Annotated in this window: 12 protein-coding genes; 5 read left to right on the forward strand and 7 right to left on the reverse strand. The window is 40.6% G+C overall.

Features of this window, described 5'->3' with window-relative positions; all coding sequences use genetic code 11:
- The first annotated feature begins 136 nt into the window (after nucleotides 1-136).
- The 4 genes from ACFO3P_RS17095 (at nucleotide 137) to ACFO3P_RS17110 (ending at nucleotide 4,569) form a co-directional block, all read left to right on the forward strand.
- Nucleotides 137-1,648, forward strand: coding sequence for a DHA2 family efflux MFS transporter permease subunit (locus ACFO3P_RS17095; protein ID WP_289585369.1), 1,512 nt, complete (start codon nucleotides 137-139; stop codon nucleotides 1,646-1,648).
- 131 nt (nucleotides 1,649-1,779) lie between these two features.
- Complete coding sequence (locus ACFO3P_RS17100; RefSeq protein ID WP_289585368.1) at nucleotides 1,780-2,667, forward strand: protein phosphatase 2C domain-containing protein; 888 nt, start codon at nucleotides 1,780-1,782, stop codon at nucleotides 2,665-2,667.
- Nucleotides 2,668-2,871: 204 nt separating this feature from the next.
- Complete coding sequence (manA, locus tag ACFO3P_RS17105; RefSeq protein ID WP_289585367.1) at nucleotides 2,872-3,828, forward strand: mannose-6-phosphate isomerase, class I; 957 nt, start codon at nucleotides 2,872-2,874, stop codon at nucleotides 3,826-3,828.
- A 165-nt stretch (nucleotides 3,829-3,993) separates the two neighbouring features.
- The gene (locus tag ACFO3P_RS17110) at nucleotides 3,994-4,569 is read left to right on the forward strand and encodes a GNAT family N-acetyltransferase (protein WP_289585366.1); all 576 of its coding nucleotides are present in this window, start codon (nucleotides 3,994-3,996) and stop codon (nucleotides 4,567-4,569) included.
- 106 nt (nucleotides 4,570-4,675) lie between these two features.
- Here the strand turns inward: ACFO3P_RS17110 and ACFO3P_RS17115 are convergent, their stop codons facing one another.
- The 7 genes from ACFO3P_RS17115 to ACFO3P_RS17145 all read right to left on the reverse strand — a co-directional run bounded on the left by ACFO3P_RS17115 (nucleotide 4,676) and on the right by ACFO3P_RS17145 (nucleotide 11,309).
- On the reverse strand, nucleotides 4,676-5,722 hold the full coding sequence (locus ACFO3P_RS17115; protein WP_289585365.1) for a galactitol-1-phosphate 5-dehydrogenase: 1,047 nt from the start codon (nucleotides 5,720-5,722) through the stop codon (nucleotides 4,676-4,678).
- 14 nt (nucleotides 5,723-5,736) lie between these two features.
- A complete protein-coding gene (locus ACFO3P_RS17120; protein WP_175296999.1) occupies nucleotides 5,737-5,889 on the reverse strand; it encodes a hypothetical protein in 153 nt (50 codons plus the stop codon).
- Between the two features lie 35 nt (nucleotides 5,890-5,924).
- Nucleotides 5,925-6,959, reverse strand: a complete 1,035-nt coding sequence (locus ACFO3P_RS17125; RefSeq protein ID WP_289585364.1) for a zinc-binding dehydrogenase — start codon at nucleotides 6,957-6,959, stop codon at nucleotides 5,925-5,927.
- Between the two features lie 174 nt (nucleotides 6,960-7,133).
- The gene (locus ACFO3P_RS17130) at nucleotides 7,134-8,393 is read right to left on the reverse strand and encodes a PTS galactitol transporter subunit IIC (protein ID WP_289585363.1); all 1,260 of its coding nucleotides are present in this window, start codon (nucleotides 8,391-8,393) and stop codon (nucleotides 7,134-7,136) included.
- 64 nt (nucleotides 8,394-8,457) lie between these two features.
- Nucleotides 8,458-8,736 (reverse strand): PTS sugar transporter subunit IIB, encoded by a 279-nt coding sequence (locus ACFO3P_RS17135; protein WP_042529862.1) that lies wholly within the window; start codon nucleotides 8,734-8,736, stop codon nucleotides 8,458-8,460.
- On the reverse strand, nucleotides 8,733-9,224 hold the full coding sequence (locus tag ACFO3P_RS17140) for a PTS sugar transporter subunit IIA (RefSeq protein ID WP_256705051.1): 492 nt from the start codon (nucleotides 9,222-9,224) through the stop codon (nucleotides 8,733-8,735). Before ACFO3P_RS17140 ends, ACFO3P_RS17135 begins: the two co-directional genes overlap by 4 nt.
- A gap of 21 nt (nucleotides 9,225-9,245) precedes the next feature.
- Entirely contained in the window at nucleotides 9,246-11,309 is a 2,064-nt protein-coding gene (locus ACFO3P_RS17145; protein WP_289585362.1) for a BglG family transcription antiterminator, read from the reverse strand.
- Nucleotides 11,310-11,870: 561 nt separating this feature from the next.
- On the opposite strand from ACFO3P_RS17145, the gene ACFO3P_RS17150 reads away from it, so the two are divergent.
- A partial coding sequence (locus ACFO3P_RS17150) for a LysM peptidoglycan-binding domain-containing protein (protein WP_379542558.1) occupies nucleotides 11,871-12,568 on the forward strand: 698 nt, incomplete at its 3' end.

Below are 12,568 nucleotides of genomic sequence, written 5' to 3' on the forward strand. Positions count from 1 at the left end.
CTCTTCTTAATGCCGTTATTTGTATGTCAGAAAAGCACTACGCAGCATAGAAACGTATTTCAGTGCAACAAAAATTTTAACATAACAGACAGAAGGAAACATGATTTTTCCTATGGAGAGAAAGTGAGGGTATATAATGACAGACATAAAAGAAATGCATAAACAACCGCCTTACGGGATGATTGCTATTTTATTTATCGGGGCGTTTGTAGCTATTTTAAATGAAACATTATTAAACGTAGCACTGCCTTCAATAATGACAGAATTTGAAGTAAGTCCGACGACGGTTCAATGGCTGACGAATGGATATATGCTTGTGAACGGAATTCTTATTCCGGCAAGTGCGTTTTTGATTCAGCGTTTTACAAATAGAAAGTTATTTTTAACCGCAATGACATTGTTTACATTAGGTACATTAATAGCGGCTATTTCACCGACCTTTTCCATTCTTTTACTGGCAAGGTTGATTCAGGCAGCAGGATCAGCAGTAATGATGCCATTGCTTATGAATGTCATGCTGACTGCTTTTCCAATTGAAAAGCGCGGTACGGCAATGGGAACTTTCGGTCTGGTAATGATTGTGGCGCCGGCGATTGGGCCAACATTATCTGGATGGATTGTGGAGCACTTTGATTGGAGAACGCTATTTTATGTGGTCTTCCCAATTGCTGTGATTTCCTTATTAATCGGCGTATTCAAGCTGAAAAATATTACGCCCCAGCGTGGTATCAAGCTGGATGTTCTATCAATTATTTTGTCCAGCTTAGGATTTGGCGGTTTATTGTATGGATTTAGTTCAGCTGGAGATTCAGAGATGGGATGGAGTCATCCGGCTGTCTATATGACATTGATTGTTGGTGTAATTAGTATTGTCGCACTGATTCTTCGTCAATTACGTATGGAAGATCCAATGCTTGAGTTCCGTATTTTTCGTTACCCGATGTTTGCCTTATCTTCAGCCATTTCTGTTGTATTGGCAATGGCATTATTTTCAGGAATGATTTTAATTCCGTTATATGTGCAGACTGTCCGCGGATTTACCCCGTTTGAAGCAGGGTTGTTAATGCTTCCAGGTGCACTGGTGATGGGAATCATGTCGCCGATTACCGGACGGTTATTCGATAAGTTCGGCGCCCGTACATTGACACTTGTCGGGCTCGTGATTACAGGTGTGACAACGTACTTCTTTACACAGTTGGATTTAGAGATTACGATCACATCGCTTATGGTCATTTTTGCGCTTCGTTCCTTTGGAATGTCGATGGTAATGATGCCTGTTATGACAAATGGGCTAAACCAATTGCCGATGCATCAAAACCCGCACGGCACGGCGATGAACAATACGCTGCAGCAGGTATCTGGAGCTATTGGATCGGCCTTGCTGATTACGGTGATGAACAGCCGGACGAACAGTGAGGCAGAATCGCTTGCTGAGGAAGCAATGAAAAATATAGATCCGTCACAAATGCCGACTGGTGCAGCAGCAGAGCAGATGCAGACAGAAATAATGAATGAGGCAATGCTTCACGGCATTAACTTCTCGTTCTTTATCTCCTTGTTGATTATCGGTTTAGCATTTATTCTGGCGCTGTTTATTCGGAGAGTAGGCACGGACGGGAAAATCATTACAAAATCAAGAGCAGAATAAGAAAGCAGAAAACTATCATCTGATGGACAGGTGATAGTTTTTTATGCATGGAGACGTTTTTCGCATGTTAAACTAAGGAAAGGGTTATTCATTTGATTTAAAATCTGATCAACAAAGAAAGCAGGAATAGAATGATTCACATATCAAAAGTACATAAGCAAGGAAGTGCTCCGACAAATGAAGATGCCTATGTAGAAAATTTGGGAAGAAAGCTGTTTGCAGTGATTGACGGGGCAACTGGAGTAGGAGGCTTGCCAGGGAAAATAGCAGCAGAAACCATGCAGCATCGCTTAGATAACAGGAATACTGGTGCTTCGTTCATCGACTTGATTCATCAAGGAAATAGAGATTTGGCGGAGAGGACAAAACAGGAGCTGGGTCAGGAAATCAATGCCATTTCAAAAGAAAAACGCAGCACCTGCGGGATTGCAGCAATACAAATACATGAAACGTATATGGAGTATGCACAGTCCGGGGATTGCATGATTTTTGTAAAGTATCAGGATGGCGGAATACAGGCGCTTTCCTATGATCATGTTATGCGACTGGATGAAAAGGTAATCTCTGATTTATATGAAGCTATTTCCGGGAGAATCGGCGCAGATGTCAGTGGAGAAGCTTTTCAAAAGGTCTATCAAGAGGAGAAAGAACAGATTATTCCTGCATTGGCCGCGAATCGAAGGAAGTTAAATACAGTTCAGGGTTACAGCATTATGGATGGTACAGCGGAAGCGATGGATTTTTTAAGTTATGGAAGAATTCCGCTTCAACAGGTGGAAAAGGTTCTGCTGCTTACAGATGGGATGCAGCTCTATGGAGTGGATGGCGATGTTTGGAGAGATACGGCAATGTATGCGATGGAGTATGGCATTGAACGGTTGTTGAAATATGTTGTACAGCAAGAAGAAAGCGATATCTATCTGCAAAGGTATCCGCGGTTTAAGTATGCTGATGACAAAACGGCAATACTGTTGGAATGCAGCGATGAAGAGAGAGGTTTCATCGAAAAATTGAAATAACCTGGCAGCAGTTCATTTCCCCGGAAAGTGATATCGCTACAATATGCAACAAGAGAAGTGCAAAGCGAAGGAATAGGGAAACTGCTTGAGGAAGTTCAATAAAAGAAGCTATACTAAAGGAAGCAGGCTTCATTTAAAAGAATAGAACAACAGGTAACAATAAGAAATTTTAGGGGAAGCAAGATTTTTCTGAGGAGGATCTGTATGTATAATGAACCACTTTTTTTAGAACCGGTTTTGCAGGAAAGAATTTGGGGAGGAAGGAAGCTTCAAACAGAATTCGGTTATTCGACGCCTTATGAACGTACGGGCGAAGCGTGGGTTATTTCCGCTCATCCGAACGGACCATGCCAAATCAAAAATGGACCGCTCGAGGGCAGGACACTTCAAGATGCGTGGGAAAACCATAAGGAATTATTTAATAGAGCAGAGGCTGCAGGAGAGACGTACCCGATTTTAGTTAAAATCCTGGATGCGAATGAAAATCTTTCTGTTCAAGTTCATCCGGATGATATCTATGCCCAGAAACAAGAGGGCGTTCCTTATGGAAAAACAGAATGCTGGTACGTACTGGATGCGGAAGAAGGAGCAGAATTAATCTTGGGCCATCATGCCGACAGCCGGGAAGAGCTGAAGCAAGCAATGGAAAACGGTGAATGGGATACGCTGTTGAAAAGCGTACCTGTAACTGCAGGAGATTTTGTCTATGTGCCAAGCGGAACCATTCATGCCATTGGTGCAGGAATTGTCATTTTAGAAACACAGCAAAGCTCGGATATTACGTATCGTGTCTATGACTATGACCGCACGGATACCAGCGGGGAGCCAAGGGAATTACATCTCGAACAGGCTGCTGAAGTAACCAATGTACCTCATGAAGATCCGAGTGTGGGAACACTTCAGGAAGCAATAGAGGATTTGACAGTCCAAAAACTTGTTGAGGAAGCTTATTTTACGGTCTATCATTGGGATTTACAAGGAGACGCCATGATGGAAAGAGATAAAGATTTTCTGCAGGTGAGTGTGATCAAAGGGGAAGCTTCGATTACGATAGATGATACATCCTTTGCTATTGAAAAAGGAGATCATTTTGTTATTCCTCATACGGTAAAAGCATTTTCTTTAAAAGGAAATGCGGAGATGGTTGTGTCTCATACGTAGCTAGTGGTACCTTTTGGGACGAAATAAAATGAGATCGTTGTGCGGTCTCATTTTATTATGTTCAACAGGAGACAGCTGATACTAGAAGGATCGTATTTTACAGCGAATGACAAGAAAAGCGCAAAAGATCTAAGTAATGCTTGCAATAAAAACTGGAGGATTATCATGCAATCGAAGAAATACTATTTAGAAAAAATGAATGTAACAAATATCAATATAAAAGTTATTTATAATTATTTAGAACAGGAATTTGGCCGGGGGGAGTTATTTCCCCGTTTTGTGATACGGCGTAATTTCAAAAAGAGCATTTGGGAAGCTGTCTATCTTACGGATGGGCAAGAAAAATATGGCTATGCTATTTATCAGAAGGCGCCTGGGTTTAAAGGTGTTTTTATTGCATATCTGGCTATTCTTCCAAAATATCAATCAAAAGGCCTTGGCAGTGAACTCATTCGTCAGTTAAATGCGTTGTTTCCTGATGGTATTTTACTGGAGGTGGAGGATCCGGATGCTGCGAAGGATGAGAAGGACCAGGCAACGAGGCTTCGGCGAATCCGTTTTTATGAAAGAAATGGACTGGCTGTGAATCCGGATATGAAGGTGAATACGTTTTTTGTCCCATTTCGAATGATGGATAATATAGATGGAACGGATACGTATGATATTTCTTTTTATCAAAAGCTGTATAATCGTATTTTGAGATTGCCGTTAGGGAGTATATTTATTAAGGAGAATCGGTAATATGCCATCATGCAGGTAAATGAAAGAAAGAACTGTGTACAGCTTAATTAGCAGCAAAAAAGAAGTCGGAGCTCTGTTTCCGGCTTCTTTTTTTTAATTTCACAGCCTAAGGATGAAAAAGAACTTTCACAGCGTCTATTTCTTTATGCATAAGCTGTTGGAAAATCTCAGGACCTTTCTCCAGCGGAAGATGATGAGAAATCATCGGCTTTACATCTAGCTGTCCTGTTTTCATATAATAGAGTCCCGTAGTCCATTCCTTCCCTGGAAAAGGTGCAGATAATGCATTCCAGGCACCTAAGATCTGCAATTCATTTCGGACGATTTTTTCAAAATAATAGCGGTGGAGGGTAATATCGCCATAGGGAATACCTAAGTATAAAACCTCTCCACCTTTTTTAGGGAGCGCTAGCACCTGCTCGCTTGTCAGGGGAGAACCTGCTGATTCTACGGCCAGGTCAACACCAGAGGAAGCGGTATGTTTTTTTATAACCGTTTCTGTATCTTCTTTCAGCGGGTTAATCAGAATATCAGCGCCCAGCTGTTTAGCGATTTTTAGTTTGTTTTCATCCATATCAATGGCGAAAATGGTTGCCGATCCAAAAATTTTTGCCCACTGCACGGAAAGAAGCCCAATACTGCCAACGCCCATGATTGCTACTGCTGCACCTGGCTGGATAGAGGTACGGTAAAAACCGTGCAGCACGACAGAAGATGGTTCCAGCAGGGAGGCAGTGTCAAAATCAATTTCATCCGGGAGCGGTAGCGCGTGAGATGCAGGCAGGACCACGTATTCGGCATAAGCTCCCGGCTGTTTTGCGCCAATAACGGTCAGGTCTGTACAGCGGGTTGGAAATCCCTGTCTGCAGTAGATGCAATTCCCGCAGGCAAAGGTCGGGCAAGCAGCTATGCGGTCGCCTTCTTTCCATTGTGTTACCGCACTGCCCATAGCAGCTACCACTCCTGAAAATTCATGGCCAAAAGTGGTTCCTGGAACATAAGGACCAAGCTTTTTATAGCGGGATAAATCTGAACCGCATATGCCGGCGGATTGTACCTGAATAAGAATGTCCTCTTCACGAATAATTTGAGGAATAGGTGTATCTTCTTCATAACGTAAATCCTCTATATCGTATAAATTTAGAGCTTTCAAGTCAGAACTCCTCTCTAATGCGATTGATTTGATTTCTTACTTCTTTTTACTAAGAAATAGGCAGCAATACCAACGACAATGGAATTGAAGATAACCTGGTATTCAAAATAAAATTGACTGATGCCGCGCATTGGACCGAGCATAAAATCTAAAAACATATCAACCATATTAAAACCTCATTTCGATTTATATTTCAGACACTTTAATCATCCAGAGGGGTGAGCATGACTTTGATGGCTTCCCCGCTTTTTATTGCCTGGTAAGCTTTATCCCACTGATTGATAGAATATGCATGTGTTACCAGACTTTTGGCATCTACTTTTCCTTCTTTCATTAAATGGATGGAGGGTTCCCAGTCGGCAGGCTTTTGACTTCTGCTTCCAACTACCTGTATTTCCTTTTGAATGACTTTTTCCATATCAAGGGAAACCTGAGCTTCCGGGAAAATACCAATTTGCGCATAGTGTCCTTTTTTTCTTAATAAATCAAGACCCTGATTGGCTGCGTGAATCGAGCCGGAGCACTCTAAAAGTACGTCTGCACCATACCCATCTGTCAGCTCATTTACTTTGTCTTTCAAGTTTTCTTTTTGAAGATTAATGACATAATCGATGCCAATTTCTTTTGCTTTATCCAGACGAATCTGATCATTTGTCAGACCGGCAATTAAAACATCTGCACCATTGCTTTTGGCTACTTGGGCTGCAAGTAAACCGATTGGACCCGGCCCGAGAACAATGACTAAATCACCCTCGCGTATTTCTGTTTTTTGGATGGCATGATATGTACATGCCAAAGGCTCTGCCATTGCACCAGACTGGTCATCCACTTCTTTTGGCAGGTGGTGAAGGCTTTCTTCACGCGCGATAAGATACTTAGCAAAGCCGCCATTTATTTGACTTCCCAGCCCTTTACGGTGATTGCATAAATTGTAGTCTCCTGATTGGCAATACTTACATTCTCCGCAGATATAGAAGGTAGTTTCTGAGGTAACACGGTCTCCTACTTTAAACTTGGTAACGCCATCTCCAATCTCTGCGATTTCTCCAGAAAATTCATGTCCTAAGGTAACTGGGACAGCGACTTTATAATGGCCTTCGTAGGTATGGATGTCGGAGCCGCAGATACCTGCACAAGCTACTTTGATTTTTACATGATGACTGGATACAACAGGCTCCTCTACATCTTGCATGTGTAAATTCCCATATCCCAGTTCTGTTTTTACAAGAGCTTTCATGATCTATTCTCCTCGTATTATATATTTTCAAATCAACTATATAGAAAAGCAGAAAAAAGATGATAGAATCTCGTTTCATGAAAGAATGAAGATACCTGGATAATATTTCGTAATACCCTTATTTTCTGCTAGTTCCATATCAAAAGTAACTATTGATACGAATCAATCTTTTCATTAATTAAATAAGTCAAAGAATCTCCAGATTATCCAGTTAACGATATTACCTCCCTGGTCAATGCTGGACACCTGTGCAGAACCTTCCGGAAGATTAATGTCTGCACTCATTGCCATATCCGTGAACAATGGAGCGATATCCGTTGCTACATAGAGAGAAACCGCTATCATGAACGAGCCGACGATAACAGAGTGAATAATATTTCCTTTAGAAGCTCCGACAACAAAAGCTATAACAAATGGAATGGTTGCCAAGTCTCCAAAAGGAAGCACGGCATTACCTGGTAAAATAACAGCAATCAAAACAGTGACTGGCGTTAAAATCAAAGCCGTAGCAATAACTGACGGATGTCCCAGAAGAACAGCAGCGTCCAGACCGATATTGATTTCACGGTCGCCGAAATGTTTATTGAGCCATGCACGTGCTGATTCGGATACAGGCATTAATCCTTCCATAAGGATTTTTACCATTCGCGGCATCAGTACCATAACGGCAGCCATCGAAATCCCGATATTGATAATTTCACCGACACCGTAGCCGGCTAAAGCGCCAATCGCAGCACCAAGAATCAAACCGATAACCATGGAATCCCCAAATACCCCAAAACGTTTTTGGATGGAGTCTGGATCGGCATGAAGTTTATTGAGACCAGGAATTTTTTGAATTCCTTTAACCACAAAAATAAAAGGCGCATACGAAATCGTACTTCCTGTCGCCACGGAGACGCCTGGCATTTCATAAAAATCACGTACCATCGGCTGCGTCCAGTCTGCTATTTTTAAACAGACAATTTGGAATAAAGTTGCCGCAATCAGTCCTTGCACGATACTGCCGGATACGGTATAAACAATCGCGCCCATAAAGGTATAATGCCAGAAGTTCCAAATATCAACGTTCATCGTTTTCGTTGTTTTTGTTAATAGCATGACGACGTTTACAACTAATCCTAAAGGAATAATAAAAGCAGCAATCGTCGATACCCATGCAATAGATGAAGTAGCCGGCCAGCCAATATCAATGGTATTTAAGCTGACGCCGAGTCTGTCTACCATTCCTTGTGCTGCAGGGCCGAGGTTTAAGGTCAATAAGTCGATGACAAGGAAAATACCTACAAATGCAACACCAATCGTCAGCCCAGAACGAAAAGCTTTTCCAGGCTTTTGGCCGAATAAAAGTCCAAGTAAAAAGATGACAACGGGCAAAATGACAGTAGCTCCCAAGCCTAGAAATGCTTGTATAAAATCAACAAATCCTTGCATTAGTTTTCCCTCCTATGGGTTAGGATGCTGCTCTATCCCTTAACAAGAACAGAGCAGCAAGATATTATTTTAATAATTCTTCTAAAATCTGTTTCTTTGTATCTTCTACACCAATTCCTGTCAGGAACGTACGGGCGTTGATAACAGGGAAGGGATATTCCTTCTTTGTCATTGCAGTAGTAACCAATAGATCTGCTGTATCTTCATAGGTGCTTACTTCTGCAATCCGGATTTGTTTTAAATCTATTTTTACGCCATTTTCTTTTGCTAATTCTTCAATCGCATTATTCACTACAGTGGATGTAGCAATTCCTGCTCCGCAAGCTACAAGTACTTGTTTCATAGCTTCTCACCTCCTTTAAAGTTTGGCAGGTCCAGCTTGTCAGCCAGTTGTTTCTGCATTTCTGATGCATTATCTGTCTGAAGTAATTGATTGAGAAAGTTCTCCTCTTGAAAAATCTTCATTAGATCCTGCAGAAGCTTCAATTGTGAATGAGGCTCATCCATTGCCAGCATAAATACGATTTGAACAGGAGTGGTCTCCGATTCTTCTCCCATAATGACAAAATCTACTGGTTTTTTTAAGGTAGCTATACTGATGGTTTTATGATTAACATGAACAGCATCTGTATGCGGAATAGCCACAGATACTCCAGCTGTCGGTAATCCCGTTGCAAATTCTTTCTCTCTTTCTACAATTGCTGGAATAAAGCTGTCTTTGACATACTGATGTTTTGCTAAATTTTCTCCCATTTGCTGAAGAACTTCTGTATAATCAGCTGCCTCTAAATGCATTAAAATAACTTCTTTATCAAAACGTAATTCACTCATGAAATAACACTCCTGCCTTAACTATTGATCAATGATATAATCTTGAATCAACTTGTGAATATATTCTTTGGAACTCGCTTGCGTCAGTTTAGGTAACAGACTGGGCGAGGAAGCAATCTTCATCAGCTGCATCAGTGCATGAATATGCTGTTTTTTGTCTGCTGCAGCAATCATAATCATCAAGTGAATCTGATGATTTTCTTCCCCGTACGGCACGCCGTTACGAATTTTTAACAGGCTCATGCCAACTTTTTTGACACCTTCCTCCGGTGTAGCATGTGGAATAGCCACGTGTTCGCCAATCGCAATATACGAATCTTCTTTCGAATGCTGGATGGCTGCATCAATATAATGCGGCGTAATGTATCCATTTGTAAGCAATGGAGCTCCGCATAACCGAATGGCCTCATCAAAAGAAGCGACAGATTCTCTCAGCGTAATATGATCCACTGTCAGAAAATCATGTAAATCCTTTTCTTCTGCTGCAGCGTCTTGTTTTGTAACGGAAGCATTTTTATCCCTGTGGATAAAAGCATAGAGTTCCTTCCGCAGACTCTTTTTATCGGAAATATTTGCATACAGCTGAATTTTAGCCATCAAATCATCTACATTGATTTCATTCGGGATGTAATCATACACCTCTAGCATGACCTGTTTACGAATACGCTGTTTGTCTTCCGTACGCAGAATCGGTTTACAGATAAATAATTTTTTATCTGTTTCTAATGAAACAGGCGAGAAAACAATATCGTAATCCAGCTCGTAATGTAAAAACTCTCTGACAGACAGCCAATCCAGAAATACGAATTCAGGAAACAACTCACGAAGCTGCTGGAACATTAAACGGGAAACGGAAATTCCCCGCGGGCATACGACCAGTGCTTTTATTTTCTGAGCCATGCTTTCTCCCTGTTTATGCATCCAGCCGCTAATCAACATAACAATATAAGTGATTTCATTTTCGGGAATCTTGCTTTCTATCACTTCTTCAAGCGGTGTAATTGCTAAATGGACCAAATGGCGGATCTGTTCGAATTCTTCATTATCGTTATCTTCAAAAAGAATGGAATCTGTCAGCTGATATTTGATCCGATAATATGCTGGTGTTAAATGCTGCAGAAGCTTATCAATCAACTGTTTTCGATCGTGAAAATTGATGCAGGCATTCTTTTCAAAGAGCCGGACCATTTTATCAATGGCTGGTACCAGGTCAGGAATGTAATCCTCGGCCATCCATGAATTTCGGTGGACGCTTCCGGTTAACAAATTGAGCGTAATAAAGATGCGTTCAGGTGTCGGCAGATTTTTGTCATATAGTATTTCTTCCGTTGCTTGATACTCCTTTGTATTGGAGAGTTCATCATAGCGGATAAATAAAGGCTTAATCGAATATCCTTTTTGAATTCTTCTCAGGATTAAGACAAAAATAGCTGGAAGTGTCATCATAATTTCATCAGTGAACTGAATGGTAAGCTTTTGTTCAACCCGCTCTAAACGGCGCTCGAACTGTGCAAGCAGCTCATCCTCAAGCATCAGAACTTCCTGCAGTTTACTCTTGTTGTCATCATGCAGGATTAATTCATTTGCGAGTCCTATCATCATTTTACGGGCTTGAAATTCGTTTCCTGTAATCTGATATCCGTCTTTTCTTGTATGCTGGATTTCCAATTGGTAAGCATTCAACAGCTTCTGCGCATGCTTCATATCATTTAGAATAGTGTTCTTGCTGACGTCTAACAGGTTCGTTAACCCGTTTAATGAAATTGTTTCTGTTCGCCCTAATATAGCCATGGTAAGAAATTTTACCCGATCCTGCTCTGACATGATTCCATCCTGGAATTTGGAGTCTGCAACAGCGTCTTGCTTCACGGTTGCAGTTAAAATAGATTGATCAATAATAAATTGACCTTTCTTGGTTCGTTCAATTTCGGGTAAACGGCTATCTTTTAACCACATATTTATTTTTTGAAAGGTGTAGCCCAGCTGTCGGCGAGAAAGATTATATTTATCTGCGAGCTCTGAGCTTGTAATACATGTGTCATTAATCAATGCGTTAAAAATAATCTCTTCTCTTTCTCCTAACACAATGCCGCCTCCTTTGATTAAAATCATAACAATTGCTAAATAATAAATGAATGCGTTTACATCACAAAATAGAGAATTATCTTTGTATTATATTGTGATAATCCATCTTGTCCTATCTTACTTAAAATTTTGAAATGCTAGAAGTAACAGGAAAAAAAACTGGTAATTTATTTTAACCGGAAAAGGAATTTATCATAGAGAACCATCCGTAAAAAAACCTGTAAAATGACGTTTGGTTTTGATAGAAAGAGGAAATATCACTCTTTTTGGAGGAGGTGGCATAACAAGAAATGTAAAAGGTAGGTGTATTGAATGCTTTGGAAAAAGACGGGGAGTAATTTGTGTGAATCAGCTGGAGAATGATTTAAATCAGATTGAAAGTAGAAAAATAGAATTAAGGTAAAAGAATGACGCAATAAAATGGCAAGGTTTAGGATGTTAACATTAAATTATTACTTATTTCGATATCGTTTGTAATAAACTATTAATATTTTTGTAACTTATTGTTTGGTAAAATGTGCTATTATTGAATTTGTCGAATATTTATAGGGGGACTACATAATGAAAAAATTAGTAGCTACAGTTGCTACGGGTGTCGTTTTAGGCGGCTCTTGTCTTTCAAATGTTTCAGCAGCGGAGTATCAGGTTCAAAATGGCGATAACTTGTGGAATATAGCAAAAGAACATAGAACGACTGTTGACAAATTATTTGATTTAAATAATTTAAAGTCATCTCTTATTCATCCAAATCAAAAATTAATTCTTAACGAACAATACAAAGTAAAAAAGGGCGATACATTATCTAGTATCGGATATAAACTAGGTGTAACGGTTACTGATTTGAAAGAATGGAATAATCTTGAATCAGATCTTATTTTTATTGATCAAATGTTAACTATAAAGAAATCAAATGTTGAACAAAAAGGTGCACCAGTTGTACAAGTACCTGATAATAAATCAGCTAATGAAGATGAATTGAATGAAAATAATCAAGCAAGTGAAAATATAGAAGCAGCGCAAGCAGAAGAAGAAGCGGAAGCTGAAGCAGTAGCACAAGCGGAGGCAGAAGCAGAAGAAGCGGCGCAAGCAGAGGCAGAAGCTGAAGCAGTAGCACAAGCGGAGGCAGAAGCTGAAGCAGCAGCACAAGCGGAGGCAGAAGCAGAAGAAGCGGCGCAAGCGGAAGCAGAAGCAGAAGAAGCGGCGCAAGCAGAGGCAGAAGCTGAAGCAGCAGCACAAGCGGAGGCAGAAGCAGAAGCAGC

Origin of the sequence: Oceanobacillus aidingensis, from assembly GCF_042654105.1 — a bacterium.
Lineage (GTDB): Bacteria > Bacillota > Bacilli > Bacillales > Amphibacillaceae > Oceanobacillus > Oceanobacillus oncorhynchi.